We start from the raw sequence: 17,835 nt of genomic DNA on the forward strand, positions 1-17,835 counted from the left end.
CCATATTTAGGTGGAATCGACAGTAACATGTGCACATGATCCACACACAGGTGCCCTTCCAATATCTTGCAGCCTCGGCGGTTGGCCAATTCATGAAATACGCCCACCAACTCCTCACGAATCTTGCCGTACAAAACCTTTTTCCGGTATTTCGGAATCCACACTATATGATACTTACACTCCCAGACCGTATGACTTAAACTTTGTAATTGCTTCATAAAAAGCCTCCTTGTTCTGCCTTGAGCGGTTCGGACAAGGAGGTTTGCTGTTTTAGGGAATTGTCAAACTGCAGGAGCCCCCCGGCTTAGCCGGGGGATCACGTCAAGGATTTGGACATACGCATTCTACATATCCATAATGTACACACAAAAAGACACGTTACGCGGTCCAGACAGCGCCGTGTGGACTGTGTGGAACACTTCAAGACGCTATTCAAGCCGGAAGTCTCGCCGAAGCTGATGTGGAAAAACACTGCAAAAATACTCGGGCTTGAAATCTCCGAAGGGGATTAAGACGTAAGAGACGAATACATCGCTCCCACTCGCCGTGAACAATGGCTCCCGCATTGAGGTATGCCCCCTGTATCCTTACGAGGGGCATACCTTTTTCCATTTTGCAGATTTCAAACGACTAACCGACAGAGCTTATAGAAAAATATCAAAAAGTAGCTCTCCCCGATACCCCTTGGGTGTACACATACGCTGGATACGAAAAAAGGCAGCTACGGTTTCCGTAACTGCCTTATTTCATTCTGGTACCGGGAGCGAGACTTGAACTCGCAAGATGTTGCCATCGGCGGATTTTGAGTCCGCTGCGTCTACCAATTCCACCATCCCGGCGTGTCGAAGCCGTCTTATGCCACAATGTCTCCTCACGGTCAAGTGGAGAATGGTTCCGTGCCCTCTTTTCCCGCGTGGAACCTCGCTTTCCAAAGCATTCGCGGCTCAGCCCTTGCGTCATACCGGATTCTCTGACACAACAACTGTGTTTTCGTTCACCTTTTTCCATAACTATGAGGCATCATATGTTCCAGTCTCTGGGTGCAAAAACATTCATTCTTCCGACTCCAGTATTCCTCGTAGGTACGTATGACCATACCGGCCGTCCCAACATCATGACCGCCGCATGGGGAGGCATCTGCGCCTCTCAGCCGCCGAGTATCGCCGTTTCCATCCGCAAGAGCCGTTGGACCTATAACGCCATTCTTGAGCGCAAGTCCTTCACCATCAACATTCCTTCCCGCAAACTCGCCGCGCAATCCGATTTCGCCGGGATGCATTCCGGGCGCGATACCGACAAGTTCACGGCCCTGAATCTTACCCCCGTTCCCGCCGAACATGTGGACGCACCCGGCATCGCCGAATGTCCCGTTATTGTTGAGCTGACGCTCTCGCATACGCTTGAGCTCGGTTCACACACCCAGTTCATCGGCGAGATCATGGACGTGAAGGTCGACTCCGCCTGCATGCGTGAAGACGGCCTCCCCGATCCCGCACTCATCGATCCGCTGCTTTTCGCGCCGCTCGTCCAGGAATATTGGGCTATCAGCCAGTTTGAGGCTCGCGCCTTCTCCGCAGGCCACGCCCTCACGCATTCCGCCGTATTGGGGTAAGAGGAAATGTGGGGGAAGGGAGAAGGGGACTTTCTTCAGAAAGTCCCCTTCTCCCTTCCCCCACACCCCCTCCCCTCATCCTTCAAAGACTTTTCCCTTTATCGAATCCCCCATCCGCAGTATTCACTATGCCCAAGAATCACTCCCCCATGACGATACCATTCCAGATCCAGCGGTGGTCATCAAAAAACGCCCGAATACACGAACGTATCCGGGCGTCTTCACTTTCTCATCCAACGGAACTGCCGCCGGGCGGCCTCCCAACCAGTCGAAAGTCTTAGGAGGGAAAAGGATCTGTGGGGGTGCTCTCCCCTTCTCCAGAAAGGTTCCCCTTTCCCTCACCAATCCAACTCTCGCATTCTGTCTCTATCGCAAGTCGCGGAGCTTCCGCTGCCCCTCCTCGTCACGATACAACTTATACACGACAGAATCCACAAGCCCCTGCCAGCTGGCTTCGATGATGTCATGCGACACGCCCACGGTCACCCATGTGCTGTCGGCGTCGCCCGATTCGATAAGCACACGGACAACGGAGGCCGTCCCGCCCGTACCGTCGGAAGCGGAAAGGACGCGGACCTTGAAGTCCAACAGCTTCATTTCCTTCAAACGCGGATAGAACGGCAGAAGCGCCTTGCGGAGCGCGGTATCAAGCGCGTTGACCGGGCCGTTGCCGGTGGCTGCGGTATGCTCGACGGCACCCTCCACTTCCACCATGACCGTGGCTTCTTCCATCGGCAACTCATGGCTGGCATCACGCACGGCGCTCACATGGTACTGCACCAGCTTGAAGAAGTCCCGGACGCCGCGCCGCGCCAGTTTGCGCAGGATGAGCAGCTCGACGCTGGCTTCGGCGGACGCGTAGTCGTACCCGAGGCTGGCCTTCTTTTTCAGCTCGTTGAACAGCCCCTTGACCACGGGCTCGTCCTTGTCCAGATGGAACCCGAACCGGCGGGCCAGCGAAACGATGTTGCTCCGTCCGCCGAGCTCCGTGATCAGAATGCGCTGGCCGTTGCCGACCAACTCCGGCTCCATATGTTCGTACAGGGAGGAACAGCGGTTGACGGCGCTGACGTGCACTCCGCCCTTGTGCGCAAACGCGGAATTGCCCACGAAAGGCTGACGGTTGAACGGCTTCATATTCGCCACTTCAGCAAAGTAGGACGACAGTTTGGTCAGCTGGCGGAGCCGCACATCAGCGGGCTCAGGCAAGCAGGTCAAACCGCATTTCACCTGCAATACCGGGATGATCGAACACAGGTTGGCATTGCCGCAGCGCTCGCCCACCCCATTGATCGTGCCCTGCACCATTTCCGCGCCAGCCTGCACGGCAACGATGGTATTCGCCACCGCCATCTCGCAGTCGTTGTGCGTATGGATGCCGAGCCGCACTTCCGGCAAGGCCACGCGCAGATCCGAAACGATCTGCTGCATCTCGTTCGGCAGGGTGCCGCCATTGGTGTCGCACAGATTGATGATCAGCGCGCCCGCCTCGTGCGCGGCCCGCAGGACTGCCAGCGAGTATTCCGCATTCCGCTTGTAGCCGTCGAAAAAATGCTCCGCGTCAAAATAGACTTCCGGCATGGAGCGCTTCAAGTAGGCTACCGAATTACGGATGATGTCCAGATTCCGTTTGGGGTCCAGACGCAGGGCTTCCTTCGCATGGCGTTCGCACGATTTGCCGAAAATCGTCCCCGCCGTCGCGCCGGAAGCGATGAGCGCGTTCAGATTCGGGTCTTCTTCCACCTTGTTGTCGGGATGGTGCGTGCTCCCAAACGCGGCGATACGGGCGTATTTCAGGTGATAGTTGGCGATCTCCTTGAAAAACGCCACGTCCACCGGATTGGAACCGGGCCAGCCGCCTTCGATATAGTCGATGCCGAATTCATCAAGGCGCAAGGCAATCTTGATTTTATCCGGGGTCGACAGGTTGACGTCTTCGGCCTGCGTGCCGTCGCGGAGGGTCGTATCGTACAGGACAATCTTCTGCGTCATGGCGTTCCTTTCCAGTGGTTACTCTGCGGAACCGCAGCAGGAGCACTGCCCGCCGCAAGCAACCGGGTATTCACCATTGAAACAGGCGAGACAGTACTTGTCCGGTTCGGAAACCGAGTTCAGCAGCCCTTCGATGGTGAGGTAATGAAGCGAATCAAGATTCAGCAGGCCGGGCAAGGCTTCCAGAGGGTGGTTGGCGGCCACGAGTTCCCCGCGGGACGAGAAATTGATCCCGTAGAAGCAGGGATGGCGCAACGGCGGACAGCTCACGCGGAAATGCACCTCACGAGCGCCCAGCTCACGCAGCTTGACCACACGGGTGCGAACCGTCGTGCCGCGCACGATGGAGTCGTCGACGATGCAGATGCGACGGTTCTTGATCATGGAGCGCACCGGGTTCAGCTTCACGCGGACGCCGAAATTGCGCATGGTCTGGGAGGGCTGAATGAAGGTGCGGCCCACGTAGTGGTTACGGATATACGCCTGTTCGTAGGGCACACCGGCGGCATGAGCAAAACCGATGGCCGCGTACACGCCGGAGTCCGGGAACGGCATGACCAGTTCGGCGTCGGTGGGCGCTTCCTTGGCCATTTCGTAGCCCATGTGCTTGCGGCACTGATACACGTCTTCACCGAACACGATGGAGTCGGGGCGGGCAAAATAGACCAGCTCAAAAATGCACTGGCGGACAGGCACCTTGCCGGCATTGTTGAGCGGGCGGCTGACGACCTTGTCGCCGTCGACGACAACCATTTCGCCGGGCAACACTTCACGGAGATATTCGGCCTCCAACAGGTCAAAAGCGCAAGTTTCGGAAGCGAACACATAGGCGTCGTCCACCTTGCCCATTGCCAACGGATGGAAGCCGTGGGCGTCGCGCAGCGCGATGATGCGGCCTTCGGACAGGATGATGAGGGAATACGCCCCGCGCACGCGATCGCAAGCGGAGAGGATGGCCTCCTCAAGATCCTTCTTTTTGGCAAGGCTGCGCGCAATGAGGTGCACGAAAATTTCACTGTCGCTGCTGGTCTGGAAGATGGCGCCTTCGCTTTCCAGTTCGCCGCGGAGTTCCGAGGCATTGGTCAGATTGCCGTTGTGGGCCAGCGCGATCTCGATGCCGCAAACCCGGACGACCAGCGGCTGGGCGTTCTTGCGAACCGAAACCCCCGAGGTGGAGTAACGCACGTGGCCGATGGCCCTGTTGCCCTGCAATTCCTGACCAAGCGTCGCTTCGTCGTATACGTCCGGCACGAGCCCCATGCCCGCGTGCAGCCGGATGTGCTTGCCGTCATAACTTGCGATGCCCGTGCTTTCCTGCCCGCGATGCTGGAGGGCGTACAGACCGAAATAGGCCATCCGAGCCGCTTCAGGATGTCCAGAAATACCAAAAATTCCGCACATACAATACCTTTTGTCACGAAGAGGGCGGAAAAAGCCCCTTGAAGAAAGGCTTCTTCCGCCCTCTTCAGGCTTTCCTTCCGCTCCGTCGACCTTTGTTGTGGTCAGTGGATAACGCCCGCGGAGGCAGGGCGTTCGTTGTACGCTTGTCACAGTCCAGCGGGGCTTTGCCCCATTCCCGGCAAGGTCCCGCCCCCGTCGGCGGATAGCCTTCCGCCCCCCAAAAGGCAGGGATTCCGGCATCGCGTTTCCGCGAGAGGCCGCAGGCTGGCCTAAACAGGCAAGCCTTCCGGTACAACGGCATCACGGTTGCATACCGTTTCCGCCGCCGTCCCGGAAGGCCGGGTATCTTTTCAAAAAAGGAGGGAGAAATGATAAAAAAAACTTCCGGTTCTTGCAACACGCGGAGAACCGCCCCCTCCTTAAGAGGCTTTCAGCAGGGGAGGAACGAGGGAGGGCCGCCTTATCAGAAGCGCCCTCCCCGCGGGTTACTCGCCCTTATAATATTCCTGAAGGCTCTTTACGCGCACTTCGGTGGTCCGGGCCGCACCGATGGCGCGGGCAATGGCCTTCGCGCCGGACAACGTGGTGCTGTACGGCACGCCGTAATGGAGCGTAGCCTGCCGGATGGCCTTGGAGTCGTGCGCGGTGCGCTTGCCCGAGGCGGTGTTGATGACCAGCGAGACTTCGCCGTTCTTGATGAGGTCGACGATGTTCGGGCGGCCTTCGTACACCTTGAGCACGCGGGTGGACGGGATGCCCTGCCCAGCCAAAAGCCCGGCGGTACCGGAGGTGGCGAGCAGTTCGAAACCGAGATCCACATACTGGCGGGCGACCTCAGCCACAAAGCGCTTGTCGCGGTCGTTCACGGACAGGAACACCTTGCCGCCTTCCGGCAACTTCTGGCCCGCGCCCCACTGCCCCTTGAGGAAAGCTTCCTCAAAGGTCGGGGCGATGCCCATGACTTCGCCGGTGGAACGCATTTCAGGTCCGAGCAGGATGTCCACGCCGGGGAAGCGGCGGAACGGGAAGACGGATTCCTTGACGGACACGTACCCGGAACGGCGCATGGACCAGGGGTCCAGTTCCTTGAGGGTCTTGCCGAGCATGACCTGCGTGGCGAGACGCGGCAGGGGCACGCCCGTGGCCTTGGAGACGAACGGCGCGGTACGGGAGGCGCGGGGGTTCACTTCGAGGATGAACACAACCCCGTCCTTGACCGCGAACTGGATATTCATCAGGCCGACGACGCGCAGTTCCTTGGCAAGGGCCACGGTTTGGCGTTCGATTTCGGCGACGGTCTCGGCGGGCAGCGAATAGGGAGGCAACACGCAAGAGGAGTCGCCCGAGTGGATGCCCGCTTCTTCGATGTGCTCCATAACCCCGGCGACGTACACGTCCTCACCGTCGGACAGCGCGTCCACGTCCACTTCAATGGCGTTTTCAAGGAATTTGTCGATGAGCACGGGATGCTCAAGCTTCTGCTTGCCGACATGCAGCGCGAAGTATTCCGCCATCTCCTCGTCGTCATAGACGATCATCATGGCCCGCCCGCCAAGCACGTAGCTCGGGCGGATCACAATGGGATAGCCGATGCGGTGGGCGATCTCGCGGGATTCTTCCAGCGTGGTCGCCGTGCCGCTGGCGGGCTGGAGAAGCGACAGCTTCTGGAGCAGAGCCTGAAAACGTTCGCGGTCTTCGGCGCGGTCGATGGCGTCCGGGCTGGTGCCGAGGATGGGCACGCCCGCGCGCAACAGCGGCACGGCGAGGTTCAGCGGCGTCTGGCCGCCGAACTGGACGATCACGCCGTCGGGCCGTTCCTTTTCCACAATGTGCATCACGTCTTCAAAAGTCAGCGGCTCGAAATAGAGGCGGTCAGACGTGTCATAGTCGGTGGAAACGGTCTCGGGGTTGGAGTTGACCATGATGGCCTGAACCCCGGCGTCCTTGAGGGCGAAGGAAGCGTGGCAGCAGCAGTAGTCGAACTCGATGCCCTGCCCGATGCGGTTGGGGCCGCCGCCGAGGATGATGACCTTTTTGCGGTCGGCGGGGACCACTTCCTGACCCGTTTCATAGGTCGAATAGAAATAGGGAGTGTAGGCTTCGAATTCCGCGGCGCAGGTATCCACCAGATAGTAGGTGGGCACGGTGCCGGTTTCGCGGCGCAGGGCACGGATGTCGCCTTCGGGCTTCTTCCACATTTCCGCAAGCTGACGGTCGGAGAAACCGAATTCCTTGGCCTTGCGGAGCACGGCGACCATTTCCGGATTGTCGGGCGTCATGGAGTTGGCCAGCGCAAAGTCGCGGATCTGCCCTTCCATATCCACGATTTCCTTGATCTGGCGCAGGAACCACGGATCGATCAACGTGATTTCATGGAGTTCTTCCAGCGTGAACCCGACAAGCATAGCCTGACGGATGGCGAACATACGGCGCGAGTTGGGTGTACGGAGCTTACCCATGAGTTCTTCGCGCGAGGGCAACGCGGCGCGGAAGTTGCTGCCGAGGCCGATAGCCCCGATTTCCAGCGAACGCAACCCTTTCTGGAGCGATTCCTTGAAAGTCCGGCCAATGGCCATGGTCTCCCCCACGCTCTTCATGGAGGTGGTCAGTTCGTCCTTGGCTCCGGGGAACTTCTCAAAGGTGAAGCGGGGAATCTTGACCACGCAGTAGTCGATGGTGGGTTCGAAGGACGCGGAGGTTTCGCGGGTAATGTCGTTGCGGAGCTCGTCCAGCGTATAGCCGACGGCCAGCTTGGCCGCGATCTTGGCGATGGGGAAGCCGGTCGCCTTGGAAGCCAGCGCGGAGGAACGGGACACGCGGGGGTTCATCTCGATGATCACGAGTTCGCCGTTAGCGGGATTGACGCCGAACTGCACGTTCGATCCGCCGGTCTCCACACCGATTTCGCGCATGATGGCGAGGGAGGCGTCGCGCATCTTCTGATATTCGCGGTCCGTGAGGGTCTGCGCCGGGGCCACGGTGATGGAGTCGCCGGTGTGCACGCCCATGGCGTCCACGTTTTCGATGGAGCACACGATCACGCAGTTGTCCGCGGTATCACGCATGACTTCCATCTCAAATTCTTTCCAGCCGATGACCGACTGCTCGATCATGACTTCGCTCACCGGGCTGGCGGTCAGGCCGTCACCCGCGATTTCCTCAAGGTCTTCCATATTGTAGGCGATGCCGCCGCCCGTGCCGCCGAGCGTAAAGGCGGGGCGGATGATCATCGGGAAGGGCATGGAGGAACCGATGCGGCGCACGTCGTCCATATTGTGGGCGATGGCGCTCTGAGGGACCTTGAGGCCGATGTTTTCCATCGCCTGACGGAACAGCTCACGGCTTTCGGCCTTTTCGATGACTTCGGCCCGCGCGCCGATGAGTTCCGTGCCGCACTCGGCCAGCACGCCGGATTTCGCCAGCGCGAGCGCCGTGTTCAGGCCCGTCTGCCCGCCGAGAGTGGGCAGGATGGCGCACGGGCGTTCCTTGCGCACGATGGCGGCAACCGTTTCCGGTTCGATAGGTTCGATGTAGGTGCGATCCGCAAGCCCGGGGTCGGTCATGATGGTCGCCGGGTTGGAGTTCACCAGTACGACCTCGTATCCCTCTTCTTTCAGGGCCTTGATGCCCTGAGTCCCGGAATAGTCGAATTCGCACGCTTGGCCGATGACGATCGGGCCAGAACCGATTACCATGATCTTCTTGAGATCTGTACGCTTGGGCATATCGCTCCCCGCTGGGCAAGGGTAGATTTGTTTCGTCCGCAACCGGCCTCTCCACCGGCTGACACCAATGGCCGCACGCCGAAACAGCGGCACTCCATCATATAGGGAAATGAAGAATAATGAATCCCTCAGTTCCTACACGCCATTGTTCCCGCTGGCAAGAGGAAGAAGCGCACCTTTTCCGGAAATCCCGCCGCTCCTTTTCCCCTTCCGGACGCGCGACGGAAGGAATACAGCCAGCCGTTCCGTACGAAAAACGCGGCTTACCTCTTGCGTTTTTTTGGGAGAGCGTATATGAAACCAGTCTTTGGTGCGGACAGTCCGTGCCCCTAGAAAGATTTTTTCGGGCGACCGTCCGAATATATGGAGGATGTCATGTCCAAGCAGTGCGAATTTTGTGGCAAAAAGCCCCAGACCGGCAACTATGTGAGCCATTCCAACATCAAGACCAAGCGTGTGTTCAACCCCAACCTTCAGAACGTGCGTCACCAGTTCGCCAACGGCGAAGTCCGCACGGTTTCCGTGTGCACCCGCTGCCTGCGCTCCGGCGTGGTTACGAAACCCGTTGTCCGCAAGGCCGACTAGTTCCCGTGTCTGCGGCATGGTTTTCCAAAAATCCCCGGTTGTCCGCAGCCGGGGATTTTTTTGCTTTTTGAAGAACAGACCTTACCTCAAGGACATGACACCGCCACCACGCCACCTCTCGCCCACACGGCAGGCCACATCCACCCCTTCGCGCCGCCCTCCTCTGCGCAGGCGTAAACTGCGGCTGTGGATGCGCCCCTACAGCGTCCCCCGTTTTTGGAGGATGATCGACGACGGGGAAAAGCGGCCTACCCTCCCTCCTCCGCACCTGTTCGATCTTTGGATCACAATACTCGCCTCCCGGAACATCCCGTACCTGCTTACAGGACGAGGCAACAAGCTCCGCCTGTACGTCCCCGCCCTGCTCGAACGCCAGGCCCGTTCCGAGCTGGAGGCCGTACTGGCCGAAAGCAGAAAGCCACGCCCTGTCTACATCGAGCCCCCCACGCACAACAACGCGCACTGGGTGCTGTCAGTGCTGCTTCTGCTCATCCTCTGGCATGGCGTCAGGATGCATTGGGGATTTTTGGCCCATCTTCCCGGCCTGCCGGATCTGCCACCTGAAGAATGGTCGCGGCTCGGCTCACTGGATGTTTTTCGCGTGAAGACATTCGGAGAGTGGTATCGTTGCGTTACGGCATTGACCCTGCACGCCGACAGCCAGCACCTCTTCGGCAATGTCCTGTTCGGCGCGCCTTTTCTGATCCTGCTCTGCCGCAGGGTGGGCCTCGGGCTTGGCCTCTTTCTTATCTTGCTGGCCGGAAGCTTCGGCAACGCCCTCAACGCATGGTACCGCCCCGCCGGGCATATCAGCCTCGGCTTCTCCACGGCCCTTTTCGGCACGGTGGGCGTGCTTTCCGGATTCATGGCCCTTCAAGGATGGGGCAGCAGAACGCAGAGCGATACCGGAAAGCTCTCCTGGCGCAGAGGCATCCTCCTGTTGGCCGCAGGCACGGGCGTCCTCGCCATGCTCGGCACGGAAGGCGACAAAACGGATTACGCCGCACACCTGTTCGGACTGCTCTCCGGCTTCATTGTAGGAGGGACCGCAAGCTGGATATCACGGCGTACAGCCCTCCCCTCTCCGGTCATAAATACGCTACTCGGCCTGAGCGCCGCAGGGCTGGTCGTGCTGTGCTGGAGGTTGGCGCTGTAGGGAAGCCGCGATCTCTCTGCCGTAAACGAGCCCCAGCGGGAAGAAGAGCAGGACAATCCCATCCTCTCTATCCAAAGAAAATTCGAACAATCCAAATACACTATAGAAAATAATGACTACTTGAAAAAACAAGTCTTTTTGAGCTAGAGCCTTCTTTAAAGCCAGCCCAACAGACCATATAAAAAGAGTCGTTCCCACTATTCCATACATGAAAAGCAAGCCAATAAAGATGTTATGCGGATGATATACTGCTTTCTCTACTTCCCTATATCGTGAGTTCAAATCTTCCGCATTTTCCATGATATAATTATGATGAAAAGCTTTAAACGCTCTTATTGAGTTACCAAACCATGGAGCGGATTCAATACCTGCAATGGCAGCTTCCCAAATAGGCTTACGTGTTTCAAATGTTCTGTCATTTAAAGGAGATTCAACTGAAGACATTACACGATCAAGCTGTTCTTGTGGCAAAACAAATATAGTAACAATACAAATGCTTACTGTAATTACTATTGGAACAATTCTTTTCTTTGATAAATAGAATATCAGGAAAGATAATGAAACAAAGGTTGCCAAATAAGCAGCCCTATTCGCACTTAAAATAAGTATCAATGTGATCAAACAACCCATTCCTGACAAAATATAACGAGATATCCCTTTCCATTTATTGCAATATGTTATAAGAAAAAGGAGAGCGATAGCTGAAACAGCTCCGAGAATATTAGGATGCTTCAAAAAAAGGACAAGGCGCTCATCACAAGAAACTAATGGCTTTGAAAATATACCGACCATAAACCCGATATAGGTAACTGATAGCGCTATAGGGAGAAAGAGCATTGAAATAAAATACCTATCCTGTAATAACAGAATAGCCATTATTCCAATCAAATAGACAGAAAGTATTTCATAACCGTTTCTTATATCTGCAAACAGATATCCAGGGGTGAACATCGTGTATAAAGCTGCTGCAATTGGTAGTAATGCCGCTAAAGGGATACGACGTATAAATCGGTATACTTCCGCCTTCCAAAGATAATACCCACCTATAAACAGAGGAATACTGATCCGCTTCCATGTCAACGAACCTGTCCCCAGCCACCAAAAAAGAACACACAATGATATAAAAAAAAGTGCATATTCATTAAAAAGGCTTTTTACCCATTTAGCTTCCCATATCTGCACAGTATGAACCTTTTCATATTTTAAATGGATTTACCTAATTAGTAGCCCATAATCATTAAAAAAATCAATAAATGTTAAAAAGCCATTCTTCAACTTTTCTGGCTTGCTTTTCAACATGAAAACCTTGCACTGCATGAGCATAAAAATCTTTTTTGATTCCAAGCAAAGCTTCACCAGGCAAGGTCAACAGAGAATACAAGGCTTCGGCCATGTTGCTACCATCATCATGGGCTTGAACCAACAATGAACCTTGATCGGTTGGCCAAATTTCAGGTACGCCTCCACTTCTGCGTGCAATACAGGCTAGACCTTGAGCCATAGCTTCTTCCAAGGCAATCCCGAGCGCCTCACAGTAACTCGGGAGCACATAAATATCTCCCTTTCCCAGTTGTTCCTGAACATTCGAAACATGTCCTGTGAAAGTTGTGATATCATCAAGCCCCATTGACGAACACTGCTCTTTAACAAGCTGTTCATCAGGACCAGTCCCCACAACGATACAACGAAAATCCACCCCCTGTTCCCGCACTTTTTTCAGAGCATAAAACATGTCTTTATGTCCCTTATCTCTATCCAACTGACAAGAGGTAATAACTACCCGTGGCTTATGAATAGTTGAGGGGGGTGTCGGAGCAGGAAAAACTCCAGGGTGGATAGCCTGAAAGTCATATTTGCCGAGCATCGGAACCGAACGGATCAAACCCGCCTTACAAAACTCGGAGCACGCCAAGAGCCGGGGTTTCAAAAAATATTGCGTTGCCCAAGTTTTAAACCTGTTCTTAAGATCTCCCGGATCCCCAAGACGATGTATTATCGGAATACCAAGGAATTTTGCAGCGATTCCAGCCGTTCGCAGATCTTTAGAAACATTGCATATACAAACGTCAATATTATACTTGCGAAATTCTTGGAGAAAAAACCAAATGGTCAATGGGTTTCCATCAACGCCAAAACGGACTTCCTGCGCATTGAGACCCAGCTCTTGAGCTTTCTTGGGAAAAGGCCCGGGGCGTCCGTACACGTATACCCCATGCCCTCTCTCTTCCAGAGCCTTTCCAATGTTGAGGCACCATGTCTTGACTCCGCCCCATCTGCGGGTGGAATTCACAAAAGCGATGTTCACGAGCTCACCTTACAGAACCCGGCAGCCGTCTTCAGTGACCAGCACCATGTGCTCCCAGCGGATCCCGCCCCATTCAGGGAAGTACAGGCCGGGCTCCACCGTCACGATCATTCCGGGCTCCAGCGGGGTTTTATTACGTCCATTAAGGCTCGGCCCCTCATGGGTTTCCAGTCCGACGCCATGCCCGAGCCCATGCGTAAAGGCTTCGGCAACGCCGAGAGACTCGAAGTGCCCTCTGGCCGCCTTATACACATCACAGGCCAGAACACCGGGATGGATAGCCCGGATAGCCTTGTGCTGCGCTTCTTGTACGGCCTCCAGCGTCTTTTTGAAGCGCTCTGTCGGCTTTTCGCCGACCCAGAAAGTCCTGGTCTGATCGGAGCAGTAGTCTTCCAGACGGCACCCCACATCCACCAGCACAAGATTTTCCGCCTCCAGAAGGGCGTCTTTGGAGGGCAGGTAGTGCGGGAGCGCCGCGTTGGGGCCATGCCCCACAATGCTCGTAAAGGCCAGCTCGGTCGCCCCGTGATGCCTGAAAAACATTTCAATGTCCCACGAGACGGCGGCTTCGCTTCGCCCGGGAACGAGCACGCCGGGCAGCCACTCCATCATCTGCTGGTTCAGGCGGCAGGAAATCTCCATACGCCGGATCTCTTCCGTATCTTTGATCACGCGAAGCCGTTCAACCAGACCGTCAGCCTTTGAAAGGCGGCAGCCCGATCCCGCCAGCGTTTCCGCGAATTTTTCATAGAATTCCAGCGTGACCGCGCGGGCCTCAAAGCCGATGGTTTTGCCGGGCACAAGCCCTTTCAAGAGCTTGGCGATATCTTCCGGCGCGTCCGCGCCATAGATGAAAACCCGCTCGGGCTCCCACAGCCGCCGGGCCGCGTCCAGATAGCGCGAATCCGTCAAGATCCAGTCTTTACCGTCCGCCATCACAATCAGGCGGCCGGCGCTTTCGTTCAACTGCACATCATGCAGTTCGAAACCCGAAAGATAGTACCGGTTCGCCGCGTGGCTGATCAAAAGCGCTTCGATTCCCTGTTCCCGCATCAACGCACGCAGGCGTTCGCGGCGCTGTTCGCACATCTGTTCGGACATAATCGCATCCGTTTGTTTTTATAAATATTTTCAATAAATAATCTGAAACATATACAGGCAAATACCATATACGGGCACGTCACCCTTGTCCAGCGAGGGGAGGGGCATGGGAATCCCCTTTTCTATAATTATAAGGGACATTCCTCTTTTCCTCGATGAAATGCTCATTCCGCGCTTTTGGGTTCCTCTTCAAAAAGTTCACCGAGGATACTGTTGGAAACAAGCATCCCCTCATCCGTAAGCCGAAACACCCCGTTCTCCATGCAGGCCAGCCCCTCAGCACAGAGGCGGTAGGCGAAGGGCCCGTGATCCCCCAGAAACGAGCGTCCGGCCAAGGACTCATAGGCATCCAGCGGCAAACCATCCACGGTTCGCAGGCGCAGCATCATGAGTTCCAGCGCCCGCGTTGCCCGATCCAACGGTTCCCGCTCAGGGCAGCGGCGCCCTTCCCGCACCTGCTCCAACCAGCCTTCCCCCTCCGGATTGGTCCAGCGCTCCCCGCCGATCGTGGATGTCGCCGCAGGGCCGACCCCCAGATAGTCCCGGCCTTCCCAGTACCCCAGATTGTGGCGGCACCGGAAACCATCCCTGGCAAAGTTGGATACTTCATAATGATGCAGCCCAGCCTCCTCAAACAGCCGGATGCCTTCAAGATACATGGCGCACTGCACGTCTTCCGAAGGCAGCTCCGCATCCCCGCAGGATTCCGCAAGAGGCGTCCCCGGTTCCAAAGTCAGCCCATATGCGGAAATGTGCTCCGGCCCAAGCGCGATTGCCGCGCGCGCATCCTCCAGCCACTGCTCCAGCGTCTGCCCCGGGAGCCCCCACATCAGATCAAGGCTCAAATTGGCGCAGCCCGCTTCCCGTATGGCCCGGAACGCCTCCCGCGCCGCATTCGCCCTGTGCAGCCGTCCGAGCGTCTCCAGCATCCCGTCATGCAGCGACTGCACACCCAGCGAAATCCGGTTGACGCCCGCCGCCAGAAACCCGCTTGCCTTTTCCGCCGTATGCAGGGAATCCGGGTTGGCTTCCATGCTGATTTCCGCTCCGGGCAACACTTCAAACGTCCGTCCCACACAATCCAGCACGCCCTCCAGTTGATCCGGATCAAGCAGGCTTGGCGTGCCGCCGCCGAAGAAAACGCTCTCCACGGGCACTCTGCCGAGACGCCGCCCCCATTGTCCCAGCTCGGCATACAGCGCTGAAAGATACACGGCCATTTCATCGCCCGAACGGGCCAACGGATTGGAATAAAAAGCGCAATACCGGCATTTGCGGCGGCAGAACGGTACATGGATATACAAAAGCATAGATTCTCCGGGATACGGTTCACGGGATGGCCTCTCTTATCCCGTTTTACGCTCCGGCACAAACCCATGCAAAAAAAACTTTACATCAAGGGGCAGTCCGCATATTGTACCGTGTGGGCATACGCCCAAAAAACGTCAACCATCTCAGAGAAGCCGAATGCTCTTTATCCTCCGCCGCCACGAATATCCCGAAGCCATCCGAAACGGCATTGCCCCGGTTTCTCTCTATTCCCCGTTGTTCCAGCGGGGTTTTTTTTGAGCTTTTCCGTTTTCCGCCGATACGCTATCGGCCTGCCGAGACGACAGGCTCCAACGTCAACCCCCGAGAAGCCGCCATGCAACAGGAAACCTTCCATTGGCCTCACAAAGACTTGCTGGATGTGGACCAGTTGGCGCAGGAAGAACTTTTCCACCTGCTTGATACTGCCGCAAACCTGCACGAAATCAACTCCCGGCCAGTCAAGAAAGTCCCCATCCTCAAGGGAAAAAGCGTCGTCCTCTTCTTCGCCGAACCGAGCACCCGCACCAAGACCTCTTTTGACATGGCGGGTAAGCGCCTTTCCGCCGACACCTTCGGGCTGGCGAAATCCGGTTCCAGCCTCCAGAAAGGCGAAAGCATGAAGGATACGGCCCTGACCCTCCAGGCCATGAACCCCGATGTCATCGTCATCCGCCATTCCAGCAGCGGCGCGGCCCAGTTCCTCGCCGAGCGACTGCACTGCGGCGTGGTCAACGCCGGGGACGGCTGGCACGCGCATCCCACCCAGGCCCTGCTCGACGCCTTTTCCCTACGTCAGGTCTGGGGACACGACCGGAACGCCTTCAAGGGCAAAAACCTGCTTATCCTCGGTGACTGCGCCCACAGCCGCGTCTGCCGCTCCAACGTACTGCTGCTCACCAAGCTCGGCGTGAACGTCAGCCTGTGCGCCCCGCGCACCCTCCTGCCCGCGGGCGTGGACAACTGGCCCGTCACGGTCTACACGGACAGCAAGAAAGCCGTGCGCGACATGGACGCCGTCATGTGCCTGCGCCTCCAGCTCGAACGCCAGCAGGCGGGCCTGCTCCCCGACCTGCGCGAATATTCCAAACGCTTCTGCCTCACCACGGCCCACATGGAATTGGCCAGGCCTGGCGCACACATCATGCACCCCGGCCCCATCCTGCGTGGACTCGACGTTTCCGACGCCCTGGCGGACAGCTCCCAGTCGCTGATCCTCGATCAGGTCTCCGCCGGGGTTTCGGTTCGCATGGCCGTTCTCTACCTCCTCGCCACCCGTCCCGACATCAAGGACAACCTCTAACAACGGAGATCGCCGATGTCCTCTCTTCTTATCAAAAACGCCCGCTATCTGGGCGACTCCGTGGACCTGCTCGTCGTCGACGGCAAGGTGCAGTCCCTCAGCGCTTCCATCAATACCCCCGCCGACGCCGAAATCGTGGATGCCGCCGGAAAAATCCTGTTCCCGAGCTTTATTGATGTGCATACCCACCTGCGCGAGCCCGGTTATGAATGGAAGGAAACCGTAGCCACGGGCCTCAGCTCCGCCGCGCACGGCGGGTTCGGAGCCATCCTCTGCATGGCGAACACCGACCCGGTCAACGACGACGCCGCGGTAACGGAACAGATCCTTGAGTCCGCCCGCCGCTCGTGGCCCAACGGTCCCCGCGTCCATCCCATCGGGGCGGCCACCGTCGGCCTCAAGGGTGAGGAACTCACCCGCATGTCCGAACTCAAGGATGCCGGATGCGTCGCCATCTCCAACGACGGACGCCCAGTAGGCAATACCGAAATATTCCGCCGGATGCTGGAATACGCCGCCGATCTCGATCTCATCGTCATCGACCACTGCGAAGATCCCTATCTTGCCGCCAAATCGCACATGAACGAAGGCGCGACCAGCGGCGTCCTCGGCGTCAAAGGCCAGCCCGACGTGGCCGAAACCATTCAGGCTTCGCGCAGCATCCTGCTGGCCGACTATCTCGGCGTGCCCGTGCACATCGCGCACGTTTCCGCCAAACGCACGGTCGACATCATCGCCTGGGGCAAATCGCGCGGCGTCAAGGTGACCGCCGAGACGACCCCGCACTACCTGACGCTCGACGATACCGCCGTGAACGGCTACAACACGCTCGCCAAGGTGAACCCGCCGCTGCGCACCCCCGCCGACGTTGCCGCCATGCGCGAAGCCGTGAAGACCGGCGTCATCGACATGCTTGCCACCGACCACGCCCCGCACGCCGCGCATGAAAAAGAAACGCCCTTTGACGAAGCGCCCAACGGTTTCACGGGCATGGATCTCGCCCTGACCATCACCTACGGGCTTGTCCGCGAAGGTGTGCTTACCGAGGCAGATCTCATCCGTCTCTGGGCCACGGAGCCCGCCCGCGTGTTCAACCTGCCGGTCAACACCTTCGAGCCCGGCGCGCCCGCCGACTTCTTCCTTTTCGATCCTGAGCTCGAATGGCAGGTCACGCCCGAGACCCTCTACTCCAAGAGCCACAATACCCCGTGGCTCGGTAAGTCCCTCAAGGGCCGCGTCTCCGCCCACTGGATCGGCGGCGTGAAGATAGTATAAGGGAGGGGAATGAACATTGGGGAGGGGGAAGGGAAACTTTCTGGAGAAAGTTTCCCTTCCCCCTCCCCAAAC

General features: G+C 57.4%; 13 protein-coding genes and 1 tRNA gene. 5 read left to right on the top strand and 9 right to left on the bottom strand.

Annotated features, from left to right (window positions below):
• Window positions 1-218 (bottom strand): IS200/IS605 family transposase (tnpA, locus tag T370_RS0117390; RefSeq protein ID WP_029436487.1); only part of this gene is annotated, 218 nt, incomplete at its 3' end.
• A gap of 534 nt (window positions 219-752) precedes the next feature.
• Window positions 753-839 (bottom strand) — tRNA-Leu (locus T370_RS0117395).
• 185 nt (window positions 840-1,024) lie between these two features.
• Between T370_RS0117395 and T370_RS0117400 the strand changes: the two genes are divergently transcribed.
• A complete protein-coding gene (locus tag T370_RS0117400; RefSeq protein WP_005029364.1) occupies window positions 1,025-1,612 on the top strand; it encodes a flavin reductase family protein in 588 nt (195 codons plus the stop codon).
• Window positions 1,613-1,978: 366 nt separating this feature from the next.
• Here the strand turns inward: T370_RS0117400 and cimA are convergent, their stop codons facing one another.
• The 3 genes from cimA to carB form a co-directional block, all read right to left on the bottom strand.
• The gene (gene cimA / locus T370_RS0117405) at window positions 1,979-3,604 is read right to left on the bottom strand and encodes a citramalate synthase (RefSeq protein WP_005029362.1); all 1,626 of its coding nucleotides are present in this window, start codon (window positions 3,602-3,604) and stop codon (window positions 1,979-1,981) included.
• A gap of 18 nt (window positions 3,605-3,622) precedes the next feature.
• A complete protein-coding gene (gene purF, locus T370_RS0117410) occupies window positions 3,623-5,005 on the bottom strand; it encodes an amidophosphoribosyltransferase (protein WP_005029360.1) in 1,383 nt (460 codons plus the stop codon).
• 485 nt (window positions 5,006-5,490) lie between these two features.
• The gene (gene carB / locus T370_RS0117415; protein ID WP_029436481.1) at window positions 5,491-8,730 is read right to left on the bottom strand and encodes a carbamoyl-phosphate synthase large subunit; all 3,240 of its coding nucleotides are present in this window, start codon (window positions 8,728-8,730) and stop codon (window positions 5,491-5,493) included.
• A gap of 375 nt (window positions 8,731-9,105) precedes the next feature.
• On the opposite strand from carB, the gene rpmB reads away from it, so the two are divergent.
• Entirely contained in the window at window positions 9,106-9,315 is a 210-nt protein-coding gene (gene rpmB / locus T370_RS0117420) for a 50S ribosomal protein L28 (protein ID WP_009379562.1), read from the top strand.
• A gap of 94 nt (window positions 9,316-9,409) precedes the next feature.
• On the top strand, window positions 9,410-10,471 hold the full coding sequence (locus T370_RS0117425; protein WP_248604279.1) for a rhomboid family intramembrane serine protease: 1,062 nt from the start codon (window positions 9,410-9,412) through the stop codon (window positions 10,469-10,471).
• Here the strand turns inward: T370_RS0117425 and T370_RS24555 are convergent.
• The 4 genes from T370_RS24555 to hemW all read right to left on the bottom strand — a co-directional run bounded on the left by T370_RS24555 (window position 10,415) and on the right by hemW (window position 15,187).
• Window positions 10,415-11,653 carry an O-antigen ligase family protein gene (locus tag T370_RS24555; RefSeq protein ID WP_081847588.1) on the bottom strand — a complete coding sequence of 413 codons (1,239 nt, stop codon included), beginning with the start codon at window positions 11,651-11,653 and terminating at the stop codon, window positions 10,415-10,417. The two genes, T370_RS0117425 and T370_RS24555, sit on opposite strands and share 57 nt — an antisense overlap.
• A 64-nt stretch (window positions 11,654-11,717) precedes the next feature.
• Entirely contained in the window at window positions 11,718-12,776 is a 1,059-nt protein-coding gene (locus T370_RS0117430) for a glycosyltransferase (RefSeq protein WP_029436483.1), read from the bottom strand.
• A gap of 9 nt (window positions 12,777-12,785) precedes the next feature.
• Window positions 12,786-13,877 (bottom strand): M24 family metallopeptidase, encoded by a 1,092-nt coding sequence (locus T370_RS0117435; protein WP_005029343.1) that lies wholly within the window; start codon window positions 13,875-13,877, stop codon window positions 12,786-12,788.
• 164 nt (window positions 13,878-14,041) lie between these two features.
• Window positions 14,042-15,187 carry a radical SAM family heme chaperone HemW gene (gene hemW / locus T370_RS0117445; RefSeq protein WP_029436484.1) on the bottom strand — a complete coding sequence of 382 codons (1,146 nt, stop codon included), beginning with the start codon at window positions 15,185-15,187 and terminating at the stop codon, window positions 14,042-14,044.
• Between the two features lie 335 nt (window positions 15,188-15,522).
• Here hemW and T370_RS0117455 point away from each other — a divergent pair, with 335 nt between their 5' ends.
• Both T370_RS0117455 and T370_RS0117460 read left to right on the top strand, forming a co-directional pair.
• Window positions 15,523-16,488, top strand: coding sequence for an aspartate carbamoyltransferase catalytic subunit (locus T370_RS0117455; protein WP_029436485.1), 966 nt, complete (start codon window positions 15,523-15,525; stop codon window positions 16,486-16,488).
• 15 nt (window positions 16,489-16,503) lie between these two features.
• Entirely contained in the window at window positions 16,504-17,763 is a 1,260-nt protein-coding gene (locus tag T370_RS0117460; protein ID WP_029436486.1) for a dihydroorotase, read from the top strand.
• The last annotated feature ends 72 nt before the right edge of the window (window positions 17,764-17,835 follow it).

This window comes from Bilophila wadsworthia ATCC 49260, assembly GCF_000701705.1.
GTDB classification, from domain to species: Bacteria; Desulfobacterota; Desulfovibrionia; order Desulfovibrionales; family Desulfovibrionaceae; genus Bilophila; species Bilophila wadsworthia.

Coding starts and splice junctions, on each gene's coding strand:
- T370_RS0117400 (WP_005029364.1), top strand. CDS start 1,025: ATGTTCCAGTCTCTGGGTGCAAAAACATTCATTCTTCCGACTCCAGTA.
- cimA (WP_005029362.1), bottom strand. CDS start 3,604: ATGACGCAGAAGATTGTCCTGTACGATACGACCCTCCGCGACGGCACG.
- purF (WP_005029360.1), bottom strand. CDS start 5,005: ATGTGCGGAATTTTTGGTATTTCTGGACATCCTGAAGCGGCTCGGATG.
- carB (WP_029436481.1), bottom strand. CDS start 8,730: ATGCCCAAGCGTACAGATCTCAAGAAGATCATGGTAATCGGTTCTGGC.
- rpmB (WP_009379562.1), top strand. CDS start 9,106: ATGTCCAAGCAGTGCGAATTTTGTGGCAAAAAGCCCCAGACCGGCAAC.
- T370_RS0117425 (WP_248604279.1), top strand. CDS start 9,410: ATGACACCGCCACCACGCCACCTCTCGCCCACACGGCAGGCCACATCC.
- T370_RS0117435 (WP_005029343.1), bottom strand. CDS start 13,877: ATGTCCGAACAGATGTGCGAACAGCGCCGCGAACGCCTGCGTGCGTTG.
- hemW (WP_029436484.1), bottom strand. CDS start 15,187: ATGCTTTTGTATATCCATGTACCGTTCTGCCGCCGCAAATGCCGGTAT.
- T370_RS0117455 (WP_029436485.1), top strand. CDS start 15,523: ATGCAACAGGAAACCTTCCATTGGCCTCACAAAGACTTGCTGGATGTG.
- T370_RS0117460 (WP_029436486.1), top strand. CDS start 16,504: ATGTCCTCTCTTCTTATCAAAAACGCCCGCTATCTGGGCGACTCCGTG.